17 protein-coding genes are annotated in these 18,819 nt (G+C 49.1%); 3 read left to right on the forward strand and 14 right to left on the reverse strand.

Annotation, left to right across the window (positions count from 1 at the left end; genetic code table 11):
* Window positions 1-29 precede the first annotated feature (29 nt).
* Window positions 30-1,016 carry an L-threonylcarbamoyladenylate synthase gene (locus tag EPB59_RS07585; RefSeq protein WP_154172136.1) on the forward strand — a complete coding sequence of 329 codons (987 nt, stop codon included), beginning with the start codon at window positions 30-32 and terminating at the stop codon, window positions 1,014-1,016.
* A 263-nt stretch (window positions 1,017-1,279) separates the two neighbouring features.
* Entirely contained in the window at window positions 1,280-1,768 is a 489-nt protein-coding gene (locus EPB59_RS07595) for a hypothetical protein (protein WP_154172138.1), read from the forward strand.
* A gap of 49 nt (window positions 1,769-1,817) precedes the next feature.
* Here the strand turns inward: EPB59_RS07595 and EPB59_RS07600 are convergent, their stop codons facing one another.
* Window positions 1,818-2,600, reverse strand: coding sequence for a helix-turn-helix transcriptional regulator (locus EPB59_RS07600; protein ID WP_154172139.1), 783 nt, complete (start codon window positions 2,598-2,600; stop codon window positions 1,818-1,820).
* 11 nt (window positions 2,601-2,611) lie between these two features.
* Window positions 2,612-3,154, reverse strand: a complete 543-nt coding sequence (locus tag EPB59_RS07605) for a YbhB/YbcL family Raf kinase inhibitor-like protein (RefSeq protein WP_055050513.1) — start codon at window positions 3,152-3,154, stop codon at window positions 2,612-2,614.
* Between the two features lie 430 nt (window positions 3,155-3,584).
* On the opposite strand from EPB59_RS07605, the gene EPB59_RS07610 reads away from it, so the two are divergent.
* Window positions 3,585-4,415, forward strand: a complete 831-nt coding sequence (locus EPB59_RS07610; RefSeq protein ID WP_154172141.1) for a CPBP family intramembrane glutamic endopeptidase — start codon at window positions 3,585-3,587, stop codon at window positions 4,413-4,415.
* An 82-nt stretch (window positions 4,416-4,497) separates the two neighbouring features.
* Here the strand turns inward: EPB59_RS07610 and EPB59_RS07615 are convergent, their stop codons facing one another.
* The 12 genes from EPB59_RS07615 to arsJ form a co-directional block, all read right to left on the reverse strand.
* Entirely contained in the window at window positions 4,498-7,713 is a 3,216-nt protein-coding gene (locus tag EPB59_RS07615) for a glycosyl hydrolase family 18 protein (protein WP_195707105.1), read from the reverse strand.
* A gap of 663 nt (window positions 7,714-8,376) precedes the next feature.
* Window positions 8,377-9,231, reverse strand: coding sequence for a tagatose bisphosphate family class II aldolase (locus EPB59_RS07620; protein WP_154172145.1), 855 nt, complete (start codon window positions 9,229-9,231; stop codon window positions 8,377-8,379).
* Window positions 9,222-10,415 carry an N-acetylglucosamine-6-phosphate deacetylase gene (gene nagA / locus EPB59_RS07625; RefSeq protein ID WP_154172147.1) on the reverse strand — a complete coding sequence of 398 codons (1,194 nt, stop codon included), beginning with the start codon at window positions 10,413-10,415 and terminating at the stop codon, window positions 9,222-9,224. Before nagA ends, EPB59_RS07620 begins: the two co-directional genes overlap by 10 nt.
* Entirely contained in the window at window positions 10,405-10,845 is a 441-nt protein-coding gene (agaF, locus tag EPB59_RS07630) for a PTS galactosamine/N-acetylgalactosamine transporter subunit IIA (protein WP_002043632.1), read from the reverse strand. The genes nagA and agaF overlap by 11 nt, the downstream gene beginning before the upstream one ends.
* A 61-nt stretch (window positions 10,846-10,906) precedes the next feature.
* Window positions 10,907-11,791 (reverse strand): PTS N-acetylgalactosamine transporter subunit IID, encoded by an 885-nt coding sequence (gene agaE, locus EPB59_RS07635; protein WP_000445372.1) that lies wholly within the window; start codon window positions 11,789-11,791, stop codon window positions 10,907-10,909.
* Window positions 11,781-12,557 carry a PTS N-acetylgalactosamine transporter subunit IIC gene (agaW, locus tag EPB59_RS07640; protein ID WP_032469404.1) on the reverse strand — a complete coding sequence of 259 codons (777 nt, stop codon included), beginning with the start codon at window positions 12,555-12,557 and terminating at the stop codon, window positions 11,781-11,783. Before agaW ends, agaE begins: the two co-directional genes overlap by 11 nt.
* A 16-nt stretch (window positions 12,558-12,573) precedes the next feature.
* Complete coding sequence (agaV, locus tag EPB59_RS07645) at window positions 12,574-13,047, reverse strand: PTS N-acetylgalactosamine transporter subunit IIB (protein WP_001132996.1); 474 nt, start codon at window positions 13,045-13,047, stop codon at window positions 12,574-12,576.
* Between the two features lie 10 nt (window positions 13,048-13,057).
* Window positions 13,058-14,221, reverse strand: coding sequence for an SIS domain-containing protein (locus EPB59_RS07650; RefSeq protein WP_154172149.1), 1,164 nt, complete (start codon window positions 14,219-14,221; stop codon window positions 13,058-13,060).
* The gene (locus EPB59_RS07655) at window positions 14,221-15,528 is read right to left on the reverse strand and encodes a D-tagatose-bisphosphate aldolase, class II, non-catalytic subunit (RefSeq protein ID WP_088131525.1); all 1,308 of its coding nucleotides are present in this window, start codon (window positions 15,526-15,528) and stop codon (window positions 14,221-14,223) included. Before EPB59_RS07655 ends, EPB59_RS07650 begins: the two co-directional genes overlap by 1 nt.
* 8 nt (window positions 15,529-15,536) lie before the next feature.
* Window positions 15,537-16,325 carry a transcriptional repressor AgaR gene (agaR, locus tag EPB59_RS07660; protein ID WP_154173203.1) on the reverse strand — a complete coding sequence of 263 codons (789 nt, stop codon included), beginning with the start codon at window positions 16,323-16,325 and terminating at the stop codon, window positions 15,537-15,539.
* Between the two features lie 376 nt (window positions 16,326-16,701).
* Window positions 16,702-17,472 (reverse strand): transcriptional repressor AgaR, encoded by a 771-nt coding sequence (gene agaR / locus EPB59_RS07665; RefSeq protein WP_154172151.1) that lies wholly within the window; start codon window positions 17,470-17,472, stop codon window positions 16,702-16,704.
* Between the two features lie 107 nt (window positions 17,473-17,579).
* Complete coding sequence (arsJ, locus tag EPB59_RS07670; RefSeq protein ID WP_195706951.1) at window positions 17,580-18,791, reverse strand: organoarsenical effux MFS transporter ArsJ; 1,212 nt, start codon at window positions 18,789-18,791, stop codon at window positions 17,580-17,582.
* Window positions 18,792-18,819: the final 28 nt, after the last annotated feature.

An 18,819-nucleotide genomic window follows, 5' to 3' on the forward strand; every position in this document is an offset into this window, starting at 1 on the left:
TTTTGGTGAATGGTTGATGCGATGAAGTTATGCCGAACCACGGAGATTTTTTGTTGAATACCCAACAGCTTTCAGCGACGACACCTGCTGATATTGAATGCGCAGCGCAGTTACTTAAGCAAGGCCAACTGGTTGCGATACCGACCGAAACCGTCTACGGATTGGCGGCTGATGCCACCCAGCCTGAGGCAGTGAAACAAATTTTTAGCGCAAAAGGTCGCCCAGCCAATCATCCGTTAATCGTTCATTTAGGTTCGGCAGAACAACTTTGCGAGTGGGCAACCGATATTGCTGACGAAGCCTATCAATTAGCGCAAGCATTCTGGCCAGGGCCACTCACCATGCTGCTGCCGAAAGCGGAGCATGTTTCTCCTGTGGTCACAGGGGGTTTAGACACCATCGGTATCCGAGTGCCTGCTCACCCTGTGTTATTGGAGATTTTAAAAAACCATCGGCTAGCCGTGGCGGCACCGTCTGCAAACCCGTATAAAAAACTCAGCCCAACCTCAGCTCAGCAAGTATTAGAGGGACTTAATGGCAAACTGGCGGCAGTGCTCGATGGCGGTGAATGCCAACACGGTTTGGAATCCACGATTGTCGATTTAACCTGTAAACCTTTTCGCGTGCTTCGTGCCGGCCCCATCACGGCAAGTGAATTAAGTGCAGTGCTAGGTCAAGAAGTCGTGCAACCGCAAGTTCATCAAGTTGCGGTGCCGGGAAATGTCGATAGCCACTACCAACCCAAAACACGTCTGCGCGTGATTGACGCACTTGAAAAAGAGCTAGCGACGGCGGGCAATATCAAAATCGCTCTATTGCACCTATCCGAATTGCAAGCCAGTGAACAACGTTTACTTAAACCGATGCCGCAAGATGCCAAAGCCTACGGACAAGCGTTATATCGTTCTCTGGCCGAAGTGGATAAATGGGGCGTGGATGAAATTTGGTTAGAGCGTCCACCGCAGGGTGAAACATGGCTTGCCGTGCATGATCGGCTGCGTCGCGCGGCCAGCTAAGCCAATGGCAACGCTGAGTACAGCGATAAATTGTGACAATTTTTGTGAACTCACGCAGCAAACTGGATAACCAAACTGAGATGTCAGCAGATATCGGCTTGGTTTTGTGGATACATATCCCCATTGATGTTCACAAAGCTGGTGAAAAAAACGTGCTTTTCAGTCTCCCTTTCAATAAAGATTGATGCACCGCAATGCGCCAACTCGGCAGCCAGATTAATTAATAGCTTCAGTTTTGAAGCGCCACCGATAGGATTTGTAAGATGTCTGATGTTTCTACCACCGTCGATTTTGCCACCCAAACCGTACAGCCTGTAGTTGAGTCCAGTGGCTCAATTTGGGGTTATGTCGTCGGCGGGATCGTCATCGTGATTGCTGCAGGTTATTTTGGTTTTAGAACAATCAACAAACCTGCTTTTATGATTAAGCAACTGCGTAAACGCAACCAAAAAGAGATGAGAAAGCACGGCGTAGAAAGCGCGGAAGCCATGGGCGATCTCGACCTTGTGCTGGATGCCGTTGAAGCGTACGCCACTGAGAAAAAAATGAAAGGCACCGAAATGGTGAAATTGCTTGCGCCACTTAATGATGCCAACAAGATCAAAACGGCGAGCGACTTCTATCATGCGATGTCTTACATCGCGAAAAGCATTGATAACCAAGCATTAGCTAAAAATCTGATCAACAAATCTAAGCAAGTGAAATCGAGCTCAGCTTTGATGGCGGGTTTGCTAAAACGTGCGGGCATTTAATCTCGGTAATTCATAGTTCAAGAGCCACCTAAGGTGGCTCTTTTTATTTTTACGGCTTATCCGTTAGCGTTTGCCGGTATTGATATGGCGTGATCCGGTACTGCTGCTTAAAACGTGCAGAAAACCGAGTCAGAGACTGGTAGCCGCACGCGACGGCAACATCCATCAACGGGCGTAACTCCTGCAACAACGCTAGCGCATAGTTCATCCGCACTTCACTCAGCACTTCTCGAAAACCCGTTCCTTCCGCAGCCAAATGGCGAGCCATTGTCGCGCGGCTCATCGCAAAGTGTGTGGCTACGGTTTCAATACTGTGTTCATCACCGGGATTAACACTTAAGTAGCGCGCAAGACGCTCACGCATCAACGCATTTTCGCTAGGAAAGAGTAGGTGCAGCGCTTTGACATCACGCAGTTGGGCATAAAAACCCAGCACAAATTGTCGCTGTGTTTCTTCACTGAGTGATTTTTGGCTCATCTCGTAAAGAAGCTCGAAGCAATAGGCCAGTGCTGTAGTCACTTTGATTCTCGGCTCTGGATCCGTCGCCATCTGGCTTGATTGTGCAATCCACTCAGCAGGCGGAGCCTCGTGCAAGGTTAATGTCCGTGAATAGAACTGTGCCTGCTGCGGTACATTCACAAAAGTGAGGTACTGATTGGCTGGCAACATCAGCCAATCAGCAGCGTGGAAATTGAGCGTTGAGTCATGCCACCAGAGCTGTTTATGCCCATGGGTTACCCAAATAATCGTGGGGGCATAAATCAAGACATTATGCAGAGGCTGTTTACGTAAACCTCTAAACTGCCCCGTCTGGACGATGACCTTACTCATTGCAATTCCTATTATTCGCTCACATACGTCGCGGTGAGAGTCGCTTGCCCCAATGTATTGGCGCGCAACATAAAACCAACCAGAGCATTAGAAGCCCCTTGTGGGATCTCCATCTTCTCGAAAGGCAGAGCCCACACGGTAAATTGATAACGGTGCATACCATGGCCTTGTGGAGGACACGCACCACCAAAACCGCTAAAACCGTAATCGTTGTTCAGTTCACGTACGCCTTTAAGTTGCTTAGCTGCGCCACGCGCCACATTATGTTGATCCGCCGCGATATCCAGAGCTACCCAGTGCCACCAACCACTACCAGTCGGCGCATCAGGATCATAAGCCGTAATGGCAAAACTTTTGGTACCTTTCGGGGCATTGTTCCAGCTCAGTTGTGGCGACAAATTATCGCCGCTGCAACCAAAACCATTAAACACAAATTGGTTCGCCATACGTGAACCTTCTTGAATGTCTTGGCTAGTGAGCGTCATTACAGGGCTGCTCAGCGCAGGAAAAGTGATCGCGGCGGCGAGTACAGGTAAAAGGTAACGTGCTTTCATAGAGATTCTCCTCATTAAGTTGACGAGAGTAATTTACCGTTTCCCAACTCCATATGAGGTAACAAAAGCACTCAATATTAACCTAATAATAGCCATTTTTGAGTTTTATGGTGAACTCAATTTTATTTATCTATAAGAAAATCACCATTATAGGTTGGATGAATAACAGGTTTAACCAGTGAGAAAGCCTAGCGATGTGACTTGTCGCTGCTAGCTTAGCACGTCATTATCCCGACCTTATATCTTGCCGATTTGATGTGGCGAACCCAAACAATGCAGTTTTCATCGATGTGCCACTCCGTTATGGACTCCATCGTTCTTCTCTTGCTCATCGGTTCAATGCCACTTTTTATTCACAAGGTATATAAAACCAAACTTCGGAAACTGGGCGTCTTACTCCCTGTTCTGAGGAATATAAAAGGATATCAAAATGTTATTGTCTCTTTCTGCTTTCATTTGGCTGCCGTTGGCACTTGCTGTTATAGCTGGATTTACCCGTTATCGTCACATCACATGGGGATTGCTTAGCCTCACGCTGCTGAGTGCTTTTGCAACAGGGCATTTATCGCTGATCGGCAGCCTAATTGCTGGTTTGGGTTTTGTTCTGGCGTATTTTGCCGCTAATGGTACAGCACATTGGCGCAGTGCTGCTTGGGTTGCTTTGCTGCTGTGGTGTTTGGCGCTATTTCTCCATTGGCTACCCGGTTTTTCTAACCTCAAAGTGCTGGATAAAGTGATCGCTAGTGCGCACAGTACCCCTTTCAGCCTTTATCTAAATTTAGATAAACCGCTGGTGTTTTTTGCACTGTTACTCGCGTTTCCAGCGCTACTGGGTCATGCTAAAACGCCAAACATCAAGGCCACACTGCTGACCTTAGTGCCTTTATTTGCTCTCTTGCCGATCGCGGTTTGGTTAGGCGCGCTGGCATTTGAATGGTCATTGCCGGCGTGGTGGTGGATTTTTGCCCTCAACAATTTGCTATTTACTTGTGTGGCAGAAGAAGCGCTATTTCGTGGTTTGATTCAGCAAAAAGCTCAGCAGCAGTTTGGCGCTATTGCTGGACTTTTGATCGCCAGCGCGCTGTTTGGTATGGCCCATTTGGCGGGTGGCCCGCTTTTGATGATTTTCGCCGCCCTTGCGGGACTTGGCTATGGTTTGGTGTTCCATTTTACCGGGCGTCTTTGGGTCAGTGTTGGCGTGCATTTCTTATTTAACTTCGCTCACTTGCTGTTTTTCACCTATCCCATGCTGGCGCGTTAAACGCCTTTTCCTTTTTTCTTTTTCCGAGCATAGAAAAGCCCAGCCAAGTGGCCGGGCTTATGTTTAATGAACGGTAGTTAGCTTAGATTTTGCACACTGCTTTCCATGATGCATCGGCGCTGGATGGCGTGCTGTTCGTCCACCAATTCGCTTGCCATACTGAACCGTTGTGGATCAGTTGGTCACCGCCTGCAGCGTGGTCGCCACGTGGAAACTCTGGGTACACTTTCAAGCCATTCGGGTTGATGCCAGCATCGGCACAAGATTGACCCGCACCACCTTCGCTACCATTGCCGCCATCGGTGGCACCTTCAAACGCTGGCAGGGTTGGGAAGTCTTTCTTCAGACCAACCGTTTCGTTACCCACGATAAAGCGCACGCCGTTAGCCACGCCAGACACTGGGGTGTAGTACACCATATCAACGCTGTATTCACCGCCCGCAGGGAGCGTTTCGGTTGAGCGCAGTGTTACTGCCACTTTGTGGAACAGTTTCTTCTCACCATTCACCGAGAAGTTGCTGCCAGTATGACCACTTTCAATCACTTTCAGGCCTGCACCGCTCCAATCTTTGACGATATCACCGGTTGACGTTGGCATTAGGAACTCAATGGTTGAACCGCCAGGAATCGCCACATTTGAGTGGTTGGTAAACACCAATTTCGGGTTGATTGGGTAGTTGCTATCGCCTTCTGGCCATTCAGTGGTTGATACCGTGACATCAATCACCGAGTCTGGTTGTGGCAGATCGTTATGACGAATATCCATCGGCTCCGCCGCAGCAAACACTTCATGAGCATAAGAAGTCATGTCAGAACCGATCACGTATTCGCGTTTCACCGCATCATACGAGTAGTCACCTGCCATTTCCCAAATCATCATGCCGCCTAAACCGTTATCAACGATGTAGTCCAGTTTTGGCTTCAGTGAGTCTTTATCTTCAATGCTCAGGAACACTTTTTTGGTGTCGTTCCACAGCCATGCCGTTTGCAGCTCTTGGCTCCACACACGCTCGTATTTACCTTCAATCAGGTGTTTCGGGTTGTTTGGATCCATGCCCCACGCTGGGCCATAGCTTGGCATACCGTCAATACCCAATGTTTCAGCATGCATCAAGTTCATCGCATGCCACATGGGCACCACACCGGCTTTGATTTCGTTACCGTTGGCATCCACATCATGCCAGATGTTGTCGGTACCTTCCGCGCCCCAACCACAAACGGTGGTGCCTTCTGGGCATGACGATTGGTTTGGTTCAACCGCACGACCCCATAGACCTTTATCGCCGCCGCTCACGCCTTGCCAGCCACGGGTGTAGTAAGGAATCCCCATGTTGATTTGGCTTGGTTTAAAGGCACCACGGAAGAAGTGGTGCGTCCACGCTTGGTTTAAGTAGCCAATGCCTTGATATTCTGCGGTCGTGTACACGCCCCATTTGGCCAGCTCAGCATCTTTACCATCATCAAACAGTGCGGCTTGTGGGCCGACAAACTCGTTCCACGTACCATGCAGGTCGTAAGACATGATGTTGACGTAATCCAGTACATCTTGCATCGCGAAGTCTTGCATACCACGCAGTAGGTAAGCTGATGAAGGTGACGCGATGGTCAGCATGTAACGACGGCCATCTTCTTCGCCTGCTTTATCTAGTTCTTTGCGCAGTTCGGTCATCATCACCATGTAGTTATCCCACAGCTGGCCACGACACTTGTTCGACTGCTCGAAATCGACCGGATTACCGGAATCTTTCATTGAAGATGGGTATTCGTAGTCGATATCCACGCCATCAAAATCGTATTGACGGATGAAATCCACTGCCGATTTGTTGAACGCCTTGATGCCTTCCATATTCACTGAACAAGAAGCCAGATCGGTCGTCATTGGATAGAAACCACCGGTTTCCGCCCAACCGCCAACAGAAATCAGCGTTTTCACATCGGGGTACTGTTTCTTAAACTTGCTCAGCAGGTTGAAGTGACCTTGGTATGGCAGTGAAGGATCCATCTCGGCACCCGGTACATTTTCCCACGTCATCTTGGTCGCGGAATCATCCACTTGCATGCTGAAATCAGACTTGTTGATGCTGGCGAACGCGTAGTTAATGTGGGTCAGTTTTTCCCAAGGCAGATCGCCGGCGAGGTACGCTGGCAGACCATTTTTACCGGTACGCCATGAGGTGTAGTAACCGATGATACGGCGCGGGTGATCGTCACCCATGCACTCTGTGCCATCTTCACGATAGATCTGTTTGATGTCACAACTTAGGTTGCCCGTGCCCATTTCTTTGGCGTTCACTGTCACCATTGGGGTTTGCGTTTGATGCCCTGCAGCATCGTAAGCGATCGCTTCAATGGTGTATTGACCCAAAACCACCGGAGTCCAAGCCATTTGATATGGAGCTTGCGTAACACGGCCAATCGATTCGCCATTCACCAAAAACTCAACTGCGGTGAGATCATTATTTTCGTCTGTCGCATTCGCGGCCAGTGTGGTGACTTTGCCCAAAAATACGCTTTGTCCGTTACGTGGATTGGTCAGTTCAATCACAGGGGCAACAGGAACTTCAGGCTCAACTGGTGGATCAATTTCCTCGGCCTTGACGGTAATACGTACCGCTTGCTCTTTTAGCAAACCAGAAGCATCTTCCACGATGGCTTTGATGGAGTGAGCACCCTCACCAGCCGCAGTCCAGTTCGCTTGGAATGGTGCTTGCTCAAGCAACGCAATCTGCTCACCATCCACCAAGAACGTGACAGTTTTTACGGTTGTGTTGGTTGCGGTAACGTTAGCCGCAATCGCAACGGTCTGGCCTTCAATGAACTCTGCACCTTGAACGGGTGAAGCCAGCTCTAGCGAAATTTCTGGTTCGCCCGGCTCAACTTCACCATCGGTTTCCAGAGCGATCGTGCTTTGCAGCAGGCTCAGGTCAAGCACACCACTGACGCCTAAAGTAAGATCAATGCTTGCCCCCGGCAGCAGTTGCGTTTTTACCCAGCTACCTTGATCAAAGCTCAGCGTTAAGCGATTGCTAAACACAGAACCTTGTGCATTACTGCTAAAACTCATGCTTGGGTATGAGATGCCTTGTGCTGACCAAGAAGGTGTTGAAACGGAAAGGTTGGTATCAAACACAATACTTGCGCCACGCAGTTCAACTGGCTGACTGCCATTGTTGGTCAACGTCACTTTGTAGGTATTCCACCACTGGCTTTCCGTACCAACCACAGAAGCGTCACTATTGATTGCCGCCTGCGCTGCAGGCATCGCCATTCCCACTGCTAATGCAAGAACGGTCGGCATTAAAGTTAATGCTGATCTTTTCATTATTTCGAGACTTATTTTATTGAACAAAATTTATGTCTCATTATAAAAAGAAAACCATTTCATTCTGATTTCTCCGGATGTAAGAGAATGTAAATATCCTTATACAAATTTAAACCACATTAAAAAACATTGAAATCAATCAATAATTAAATCTAAAAATCACATCTGAGATCACGGTTCAATAAAAATAATTTCATTACCACTCAAGTCATATTCAATACTGATAAAAACAGCTAAAAATTATAACCACTTGCGATAAATAACATTTAAAATCAGCATAGTAGATAGATAAAAACCAGACAATCAGAAACATCCAATTACATTTCAGTTCAAAAATAACACAGTGAAATCCTATTTACTTCCTCGAAATAAACTTCAAAAAACGAATAGTTTATTATTACTATACGAAACACAAATTAATAATAACAAAACAATTCCCCTAGAGAGCATTACGTAAGAAAATTCTCACGCACTTATTTTTAAACTCAACCCAATAATATTCACGCACGTAATTAATGTATCCAAAAATATCTTATTGTGAGTGTAATAAACGAAGGAATCAGCCTATAAAAAAGGCACTGTTTCCAGTGCCTGACTAATACTTAATGAGGGGGAAGTATTAGTAAACTTAACCGATTTTTACAGTTTGCCTTCGCTACCACACAGACGGATTTTATCCATCACAACTCGTTTCATCGCTGCTTTGCCGGGCGTGATGTACTTGCGTGGATCATTCGCATCGGGGTGCTGTGCAAAATGACCTTTTACCGCATCCGCAAAAGCGATTTTCAGCTCTGTCGCGACATTGACTTTGCACACACCCAGACCAATACAGCGGCGTACCATCTCATCTGGCACTCCGGAAGCACCATGCAGCACCAAAGGAATATCCACCACCGCGCGAATTTTCTCTAAACGCGCAAAATCGAGTCGCGGCTCCGCTTTATACAGTCCGTGTGCCGTCCCGATCGCCACCGCTAACGAATCAATCCCCGTGCGGCGTACAAATTCAGCGGCAGAGGCAGGGTCAGTGAGCAAGGCATCGGCACTATCCACAATCAGATCGTCTTCTTGCCCGCCCAAACGCCCCAATTCCGCTTCGACAGTGGCATCAAACCGATGGCAGAGCTGCACAACAGAGCGCACAATTTCGATGTTCTGCTCAAAGGCATAATGCGAACCATCTATCATCACAGAACGAATGCCGTGTTCAACTTTGTTCCGGATATCTTGCAGATCTTCATGGTGATCCAGATGCAGCACGAGCGGAATCGAGTGTTTGTGCGCCGCTTCTTTGCAAATACTGATCAGATAGTCGGTACCCGCGTAATCGTAGGTACCCGGCGTGCCAGCCAAAATGACAGGGGAGCCCATTTCTGAAGCGGTTTCCACCACCACTTGTACAGTTTCGAGGTTATGAATATTGAATGCGGGAACCGCATAACCACCAAGTTGAGCGCGTTTTAACATTTCACGAGAAGAAATTAGATACATAAAACCTCCTGACGTGGGGACACCACGGTGTCAAAGACCAGACGACCTTTCACCCACGTTTTTTCAATTGAGAAATCGGAACTGATGGCGACCATGGAAGCGTATTTGCCCACTTCTAAGGTGCCGAGTTGATGTTGAATGCCTAACGATTTGGCTGGAGTGAGTGACGCCATCAGCCACGCTTGCTCAACCGGCAGATTGAGCCAACGTTGAATATTCTTTACCCCGTCAAGCAGGGTTAAGGTGCTGCCCGCCAATCCACCGGACTGAGTGGTGACAACGCCTTGTTTCATTTCAACTTGGTATTCACCTAATGTGTATTGCCCATCGGGCATACCAGTCGCGCACATCGCATCAGTGATGAGTGTCATGCGTGAGCCGCAGCAGCGGTGCGCTACCTCAATCGCCGCAGGATGTACATGGTGACCATCAGCAATCATCTCCACATAACATTCAGGATGTAGCAGCCCTGCCCCAACTACGCCGGGATCACGATGATGCAGTCCACGCATGCCGTTGTAGCAGTGCACTATGCCTTTTGCGCCCGCGTCTAGGGCGAGTTGTACTTGATCGTAACTGGCATCGCTATGGCCGAGCATGACTTTGACGCCGTGCGCACCGAGATAGCGAATGGCTTCAAGCGCGCCAGATTTTTCCGGAGCCAACGCCACTTTGAGCAGTTGGTTATCGCTGTACGAGATCCAGTCATCCAGCTCTTCGAGAGCCAATTCACGAAACCATTGCGTTGGGTGCGCGCCTTTATTCTTTTCGGTGAAATAAGGCCCTTCCAAATACGCCCCTAGAATTTCCGCACCTGCCACGCCCTCTTGCTTACTTTTCGCCACTTGAGTTAAAGCAGCGCGAATTTTGGCCACCGGCGCGGTGACTGTAGTCGCGACAAACGCTGTTACACCTAAACTAGCAAAATAAAGTGACAAGGTATTGAGGCTTTCGTGCGTCGCATCCATCACATCGCAACCTTTACTGCCATGCACATGGCTATCAAGCAGGCCGGGCAGCAGGTCGACTTGACCTAAATCCACCGCATCAGCATGACGCTGTGCATCATAGGTTTCGATGGCCGTGATCACTCCTGTGTCATCGACCGTGACCACCGCATCGGGTTGCCACTTATCGCCATGCAGAACACGCTGAGCACGAAAACGTTGCAGGTTAGATACCATCTTCTTCCACCATTGTGTTGCTCGGTGTCTTTTCTGCCATTTCTGTCGCTAAACAGGTAATGCCTCGGTGTCCGCACTCCAACGCGAGATTACGAAACTCCACCAACGACAGCTCATCTCGCTCAAGCAACATTTCTGCGGCCATCTGCATGTTGGTTCCGGTTACCACTTCAATATCTGCACGCTCTTGGCTAAGCAGCGAAGCGGTACGAAACGGTGTCCCCCCGAGTAAATCGGTGAGAAACACAATGCCATCCCCCGTATCGATTTCGTCCATGGCTTGACGCATCGCCACATCAAGCTGTGGTGTGGTCATCTGCTCAGGAAAATCGATGAAGCGAAACTGTGGCTGCTCACCGATCACTTGATGTACTGCCTGCGCCATTCCAGAAGCAAATGCTCCGTGACCAGATAAAATTACCGCTAGCATATTAGTCTCCTTGATAGGGGTTGGCGTACCAACCCCATTATTACGGCTATATCTCGTTAGGTTAGAGGAAGCCCATAAAACGTCCGGCTACCCCTAATGTCACCGTGATCGCAATAAGTTTTAGAGGGCTCCAGCCTCGTTTCACCAAGGCATACATGGCTAGGGTGTAAACCAGTGGCAGGAAAGCAGGCATCAATTTATCAATCACATCAGCTTGCAATTTCACTACCGCATCCCCCGCGGTAATTTCTGCCGTGGTGGAGAGGCGAACATACGTCGCGACCAAAGCACCAATCACCGTCATCCCCACCACGGAAGCAGCATGGCCGACTTTCTTGGTGTTAGCTTTGATCATTGGAATTGCGGCAACCCCCATGCGGTAGGCGTAATGCGCCAACCCAAAACGCAGACCAAAGTGCACTACGTTAAACAGCACGAAGAAGAACACCGCCCCCATGATGGAACCTTGCAGCGCAAGGTCAGCACCAATACCGCCACAGATTGGCAGCAGTGTGAGCCAGAACATGGCATCACCAATCCCGCCCATCGGTGCACCCACCGCAATTTTGGTACTTTGAATACTGTTGATGTTCTGCTTGGAACGCTCCATCGCCAGAACAATGCCCATCACGAAGGTGACCAAGAATGGATGGGTATTGAAGAAACCCATATGCCCTTGCATAGCCTTGGAAAGATCCGCTTTGTTGGTGTGGATTTTTTTCAGCGCAGGCAATAACCCATAGAGCCAGCCAGAAGCCTGCATACGTTCAAAGTTGAATGAGGCTTGCAATAAAAGTGAGCGCCACGCCATGGTGTTGATGTCGGCTTTGGTTAGCTCCGCGCCAATCGCTTTATTCTCATACTCATCCGCCGCCACACCGGGAGCCGGTCTGACATCTGGATTCACATTACCCATATCCATTGATTTGATTGCATTAGATTCCATCTTCAAGATCCTCAGTTTTCGCAGTCACTGCCGTCGGTTCGGATTTGCGCATAAAGTCGATAATCGCCATCGCTGTCGCAGCAGAGGCAATCGCCAAAATCGGCAGTTGTAGCCATGCAGCGGCGACAAAACCCAAAATGAAATACGGGATGTAAGCGTTTTTCATCATGATCTTCATCAGTACCGCGAAACCAATCGCAGGCATGATGCCACCCGCAACGCCTAAGCCATCAATCAGCTCTTTCGGCAAAGTGGAAACCATGGTTCCCGCATGTTCAGCGCCAAGGTAAATCGGTAAGAAAGCACAGAGGAAATAGAACGTGCCGAGCACCGCCAGCGCAAAATAGTTGACGCGTTCAATACCATCGGTATCGGCGTTTTGAGCGTACTCATCGCACTTCGACATCACCGCAGACATGGCAGAGAACAGCAAGGTAATGCCCATTTGAACCGCAACCGCAAATGGCACGGCAACCCCAACTGCCACATTGGGCTCAACCCCCGTGGTGATCGCGAATGTCGTACCGACGATAGTGCCGATGATAACGTTAGGTGGCTGTGCGCCCGCCAACGGGGCTAAGCCCATCCAGATCAGTTCTAAGGTACCGCCGACCAAAATACCGGTTTGCAGATCGCCTAAGATCAGACCCACGATTGGCCCGAGTACGACAGGCCGGTGGAAGTGTGTAAGGCCATTGAACAGGTCAAGACCAGCCAGAAAGGCCAGTATGCCCAACATCAACGCCTGAAAGAGTCCTATTTCCATGATAGATGTCCTTTTATCAGAGTAGAGTGAAGAGATCGGTTGCACTTTCTGTTGGAACGCCTTGAATCGTGCAGCGAACCCCGAGTGCTTTAAGTTGTTGAAAATCCGCCACGTCTTCGGCATCAACCGAAACCGTTTTAGAAATCTGCTTTTTGCCGTCGGCGTAATGCATGTTGCCAACGTTAATGGCTTGAATGGGTACGCCCCCTTCAACTAGACGGCGAAAATCGCGCGGAGTGCGGCACACCAAAAGGATGCGCTGACGATCCGAGGCTTTGTGAATGGTTTCGATGGTCTTTTGTACCGTCCAAAAACGGATGGCGATCCCATCGGCCAGTACCATTTCCATCAGGTTTTGCTGAATCGTGTCTTCCGCCACTTCATCATTGGCGACCACCACGATATTGGCATCGGCAAAACCCACCCACTGCACACCCACTTGGCCATGCACTAAACGTTCATCAATTCGACTGAGTACAATATTCGGCATGATCATTTCCTTATTGATTCAAAACAGGTTGCTGTGGGTAGGGATAAATCGTGACGCCTTGTACGACACGGTTAACTTCGCCGGTTGGGCATGGGTTATCAGGCCCCAAACCAAGCTGGAGCGATTTTTCAAACGCCAACATTTGGCAAAACAGGATGTAAGGGAAACAGAGCCAACGATCGCCAAGACCTAAATGTCCGAGCTCAAATACGTCGTCTTCGTTGAGTGGGGTTTCGGTCAAGGCGATGTGACGCAGCGCTTGGTTATCACGGCGAATTTCGCGCAATAGATCCAGATCGTATTGACGGGTGTAGTCATCACTCGACAGCAGTTGAATAACCAGCGCCTTGTGATTGATGGCAAATTTAGGCCCGTGACGAAAACCGAGTGAGGAATCAAAAGCCGTCATCACTTTGCCGGCACTCAGTTCTAACGATTTGAGTGAAGCCTCGCGTGCCAATCCAGCAAAGCCACCACTGCCAAGCACAATCAGGCGTTCATAAGGCAGCGCCGCCAACTGTTTAATCGCTTCAGGCCACTGCACGAGTTTGCTTTCGCACAATTCTGCCGTGGCTTGAATCGCGTTTTGAGAAGATTTTCCCAACAGCATCAGTGTCGCCATCAACATGCAGCTAAAGCTGGAGGTCATGGCAAAACTTTTGTCATTTGATCCTTCTGGCATCAGCACACATAAGGCACGCTTGGCTTGCTGTGCGTAACGCGATAACGCCCCTTCGCCATTGCAGGTTAAAAACAGGTGATAGCACTCTTTGACCCGTTGATCCGCCAAGGCCACCGAGGCCACACTCTCTGGGCTATTGCCGGAGCGTGCGTAGGAAATCAGCAAGGTCGGACGATCCGCATCCAGATACAGTTCAGGGTTAGAAACCAAATCCGTCGTCGGGATTGATTCCATTTGAAAATTCAATTCAGGTTGCAAAAACGGCACGGCCGCATCGCCGACAAAGGCAGAAGTGCCAGCACCGGTCAAAATAATGCGCAAATCATCACGCTTTAATAGCGGAGCCAGAAAAGCTTCAATGCTTGGCGCTTGTTGCTGCAAATTCTCGGCTAAAGCGCGCCACAATACGGGCTGATGAGAAATCTCTTTTGCCGTATGGGTCGCGTTATGCTCAGCAAGCCAAGTGGATGAATAACCTAAAAAAGTTGTCATTAAATCGTCTCCTTACAAACAGCTGCATTGCGGTAACAGGCATCGGAATAGAGCTGAGTGACTTCCATAATTTTGTGAACGATGATCTCAGCGGGATGATTAGCGATGTGCTGCTGCGCAATCGCCCGAGCCTGATTCGGCAGGTATTGGCTTAACAAAGTGGTCGGTAATGGTTTTTCAATCAGATGCTCAAACAGTGCTTGCTGCGCCGTTTGCACTTCAGGGTGTGTCCAGTAGTAACGAATACGGTCACTCAGACTGTAGTTACAATCCAGAAATTGCTGGTGCCCTTTGCTTTGATAGTGGGAGCGCCAATAATTCGGCTGCTCATGCATCACTTGCTCAATGGTGTCACGCAGGTGGGAGGCTTGATGTACGCCAATCCACTCTTTTTCAGCGGCATCTAAGGCAAACAGCGCTTCACGTACCGCGAAAGTCAGCGCGGGACCGACTTTCAAAATCGCGAAGTGATCGCGAATAAGCTCATGGTATGCCTGCGGGTTTTGATAATCGGTCGAGTGCGCTTCGAACACCAAATGCGGTTGGCTTTCAATCATCTTGCTCAGCGCTTGGGCTTGAGTACTTTGGTAGTGATGCACTTGGTGATGATCAAACTCCACGCCCGGCTGTACCACTAAACCAATCACCCGAGGCCACACATAACCTAACCCCAAATCACTAAAGGCTTGGTGATGCGCACCTAAGGTTGCGAGCGCTTGCTCTGGCTGAGTGACTTGCAGCTCATGGTCTTGCAAAGATTCCAAAGCCCCACCCGGCGTCGGCACTTCAGTACCAATCACATACACAGGTGCTTCACCGCCACGGTTTTTCCATGCTTGTTCAGCCACCATGCACAGCTGCGCGGCACGCTCGGCCATCATCGCTTCGCTCAACGGCAGCTCATCGCCTTCACAAGCCATAGAACAGTCGAGATGAATTTTGCTAAACCCTGCACTCACGTAGTCATGAATCAGTTGTGCAGAATATTCCATTGCCTGTCTCGCAGGCAGATGCTGCCAGCAGTTGGGACCAAGATGATCACCGCCCAAAATCATCCGTTCTCGCGGAAAATCCAAACGCGCTGCTAAGGTGAAGACATAATCCGCAAACGCTTGGGGCGTCATCCCTGTATAACCGCCAAACTGATTCACTTGGTTGGAGGTTGCTTCAATCAACACCAACTGACCATCGCGAGCCGCTTGTTTGATCGCCGCTTCCAACACCAGTGGATGCGCTGAGCATACCGAGTAGATGCCCTTAGCTTGGCCTTGTTTATGTTGCTGAATTAAAGAGAGTAGCGTTTTCATGAGCGGTCCTAGTTCAACTTACGGTGTGGGGAAGTTTGGTCAGCGAGGATGACGTGCACCCCCATATCAAGCAGTGCCTGATGAGTCGCTGGCGGAATATGGCTGTCGGTCACCAGCACATCGATCTGGCTTGCCGCACGGATCATGCAAAAGCTTTTGCGACCAAACTTGCTAGAATCGGTCACGGCAATTACCTGTCGCGCCACATCGCACATCGCTCGATTTACTTGGGCTTCGTGGTTATCTGGTGTGGTGATGCCCGCTTGCAGGTCAAACCCATCCACGCCTAAAAACAACTTATCAAACAGGTAGGAGCGAATTTGCTGCTCACCGTGATGCCCCGTCAGCGAGCAAGAAGCACGGCGTAAACTGCCGCCAATCACATGCAGTTCCACATTGTCGTTGTGGCTAAGTTGGTATGCGGTGTTGAGCGCGTTAGTCATCACCACCAATTTTTTCTGGGTCAGATGCTGCGGCATCAAAGCAATAGTGGAACCCGAGTCGAGAATAATCGCTTCACCATCACCAATCAGTTGCACTGCCGCGAAAGCAATCATCTGTTTGATGTCGCGATTTAACTGATCTTTTCGGTATAACGGCTGGTCAAATGCGAAATTAGGGTTCAGGTTCGCGCCTCCGTAACAACGAAAAACGCAGCCTTCTTTTTCCAAAAGATTAAGGTCATGACGGATGGTGACCGCAGAAACATTGAAGGTCAGAGCGAATTCATCCACTTTCCCCGTACCGTGTTGCACGATATGGGACATGATTCGTTGTCGACGTTCTGCGCTGGTCATCATTCCTCTCCCCTTTCGCTACCTTTCGGTTAGCCTGCTAAAGCTTTCGCTTCCTTGTGTTTTTATTTAATCAGGGGCAGATTGAGAAAAATGAAAGCCAGATCACAGCCAAAAACCTTTCGATTTGGATGCAAAAACCCTTTCACTTTGCAGAAAGTGAAAGCAATAACTTTCAATGATTGAATGAGAAAAGCGGCTTAATCGATGGAAATTAAAGGAAAGCAGGGAAACGAAAGTGAAAGGCAAAGCACTGATCAAAAAAGCAGCGAAATTTCAGATTGCGACCTGCGTGAGATCACACTTTAGGAAAGAGGGCTAAAAAACATCCTCGCCAACCGAGACAAAATGCAGAGCTGATTACGTCATCAGAACGTCTTTAATAGGCATCGACGATGCGGACATCTACCCCCATCGCGGTCAATTCACGTCGATAATCTTCAGGCATCCCACTATCGGTGATCAACATGTCGAGCTGCTCTGGGCGTGCAATCAAACAGAAACTTTGTCGATTAAATTTTGAAGAGTCGGTCACCGCAATCACCATTTGTGCCGCATCAACCATTCTACGGTTAATACTCGCCTCACCCGCATGGGGTGTCGTCACGCCCGCCAGCTTATCGAAACCATCAACACCCAGAAACAGTTTATTAAAACGAAACTGCCCGAGCAGCGCCTCACCTGATTCACCGTGTAACGAATACGAGTTTTTGCGCATTAGCCCCCCAGTCACAATCACCTCAATGTTGTCGTGATTCGCCAAGTGATAGGCAATGTTGATGGCGTTGGTCATCACTTTGAGCTGTTTTTTATCGGTGAGATGAAAGGCGATCTGCTCCGTGGTTGAGCCTGAATCAAGGATCAGCGTGTCACCATCTTCCACTAAAGAGGCTGCGTACGCCCCCAACTGGCTTTTGATGTCCTGATTGAGCTGCTTTTTATCTTGCAACGGTTGGTCAAACGCAAATTGTGCGTTGATCAGCGCACCACCGTAGCAACGGGTGACACAGCCTTTTTTTTCAAGAATATTCAGATCATGGCGGATCGTAACTTCCGACACCTGAAACTGCTCAGCAAAATAATTCACCGAACCACTTTGGTGGTGCTGAATGTATTTCAGAATTGCATCTCTACGCTGGGTCGAGGTCATAGTATTGATTTTAGATAAGATTGAGGTGCAATAAGTTTACCAGTTGAATAAGAGTGGCACTACGTTCTGCGCCTCATTCAGCGAGGTTATGCCACACTTTCCCAACGTTATTCCTGAGTGCGATTCGGCAACCAAAATGAGATCAGCGTCGTCAGCACTAAAAATCCGAAAGAGAACCACAAACAAGCTGCCAGCCCCCAAAGCTGAAAGACCCAGCCGGATAATATCGTGCCGATTAAGCGCCCCATTGCATTCGCCATGTAGTAAAAACCGACATCGAGCGACACGCCATCGTCTTTGGCATAGCTGACAATCAGGTATGAATGCAGTGAAGAGTTCACCGCAAATACCGCGCCAAACAGCATGAGTCCTCCGATGATCACTACTTCTGGGTGCCACTGTATCTGCACACCGTAAGCAATCAGCCCCGTGACCAAGGACAGTACCAATGCCCAACCAATGGCGGCTCGCCCTGTAGGTGGATGCTCCGATTTGCTGCCCGTAATTTTCGGTGCAAAACCTTGAATTACGCCGTAGCCAATCACCCAAAGCGCCAGAAAGCCACCTACGGCACTGTGATCCCAACCAAACACGCTACCTAAATAGATAGGCAGTGCGATGACAAACCACACATCGCGCGCGCCAAACAGAAAGAGCCGTGCCGCCGAGAGAATGTTCACACTCGCCGATTTAGAGAAAATATCGGAAAACTTAGGCTTGTTCTTAGCCTTGCCTAGATCCGATTTCAAACTCATTACGCTGCCAATGAAAACCAATACCAACACAGCCGCCATAGCAGCCACCGCGTACTGGAAACCGATCAAAGACAACAACGCGCCGCCCAAGAAGAATCCAGCGCCTTTTAAGGCATTCTTTGAACCCGTCAGTATCGCAATCCACTTATACAACGCGCCTTGTGCATTTTCTGGCACTAAGGTTTTGATGGCGCTTTTAGCACTCATCTTATTGAGATCTTTCGCGATGCCCGATAGAGCTTGCGCGGCCATGACCCAAGGAATGGTCAACCAGCTTGCCGGCACTGCCAACATCAAAAGCGCGATGATTTGCAAGCCAAGCCCGATGTTCATGGTGCGATTCAGCCCAAGCCGAGCCCCAAGCCACCCGCCAATTAAGTTGGTCACCACACCAAAAAATTCATAGAACAGAAACAGCGAGGCAATCGCTAAGCTGGAATAGCCTAAATCATAGAAATAGAGCACTACCAACATACGCAGCGCCCCATCAGTCAGGGTAAAGTTCCAGTAGTTGAACGTCACGAGCATGTACTGACGAACATGGGCATTCAGTTGGGACAACATAAACACTCTCTTAAAAAGAGCGCGTGAT

The sequence above is a fragment of the Vibrio metoecus genome, assembly GCF_009665255.1.
Taxonomy (GTDB): domain Bacteria; phylum Pseudomonadota; class Gammaproteobacteria; order Enterobacterales; family Vibrionaceae; genus Vibrio; species Vibrio metoecus_B.

Bases quoted from the DNA above. Each gene is read 5' to 3' on its own strand.
- EPB59_RS07585 (WP_154172136.1), top strand. From the start codon at position 30: ATGCCGAACCACGGAGATTTTTTGTTGAATACCCAACAGCTTTCAGCG.
- EPB59_RS07595 (WP_154172138.1), top strand. From the start codon at position 1,280: ATGTCTGATGTTTCTACCACCGTCGATTTTGCCACCCAAACCGTACAG.
- EPB59_RS07600 (WP_154172139.1), bottom strand. From the start codon at position 2,600: ATGAGTAAGGTCATCGTCCAGACGGGGCAGTTTAGAGGTTTACGTAAA.
- EPB59_RS07605 (WP_055050513.1), bottom strand. From the start codon at position 3,154: ATGAAAGCACGTTACCTTTTACCTGTACTCGCCGCCGCGATCACTTTT.
- EPB59_RS07610 (WP_154172141.1), top strand. From the start codon at position 3,585: ATGTTATTGTCTCTTTCTGCTTTCATTTGGCTGCCGTTGGCACTTGCT.
- EPB59_RS07615 (WP_195707105.1), bottom strand. From the start codon at position 7,713: ATGCCGACCGTTCTTGCATTAGCAGTGGGAATGGCGATGCCTGCAGCG.
- EPB59_RS07620 (WP_154172145.1), bottom strand. From the start codon at position 9,231: ATGTATCTAATTTCTTCTCGTGAAATGTTAAAACGCGCTCAACTTGGT.
- nagA (WP_154172147.1), bottom strand. From the start codon at position 10,415: ATGGTATCTAACCTGCAACGTTTTCGTGCTCAGCGTGTTCTGCATGGC.
- agaF (WP_002043632.1), bottom strand. From the start codon at position 10,845: ATGCTAGCGGTAATTTTATCTGGTCACGGAGCATTTGCTTCTGGAATG.
- agaE (WP_000445372.1), bottom strand. From the start codon at position 11,791: ATGGAATCTAATGCAATCAAATCAATGGATATGGGTAATGTGAATCCA.
- agaW (WP_032469404.1), bottom strand. From the start codon at position 12,557: ATGGAAATAGGACTCTTTCAGGCGTTGATGTTGGGCATACTGGCCTTT.
- agaV (WP_001132996.1), bottom strand. From the start codon at position 13,047: ATGCCGAATATTGTACTCAGTCGAATTGATGAACGTTTAGTGCATGGC.
- EPB59_RS07650 (WP_154172149.1), bottom strand. From the start codon at position 14,221: ATGACAACTTTTTTAGGTTATTCATCCACTTGGCTTGCTGAGCATAAC.
- EPB59_RS07655 (WP_088131525.1), bottom strand. From the start codon at position 15,528: ATGAAAACGCTACTCTCTTTAATTCAGCAACATAAACAAGGCCAAGCT.
- agaR (WP_154173203.1), bottom strand. From the start codon at position 16,325: ATGACCAGCGCAGAACGTCGACAACGAATCATGTCCCATATCGTGCAA.
- agaR (WP_154172151.1), bottom strand. From the start codon at position 17,472: ATGACCTCGACCCAGCGTAGAGATGCAATTCTGAAATACATTCAGCAC.
- arsJ (WP_195706951.1), bottom strand. From the start codon at position 18,791: ATGTTGTCCCAACTGAATGCCCATGTTCGTCAGTACATGCTCGTGACG.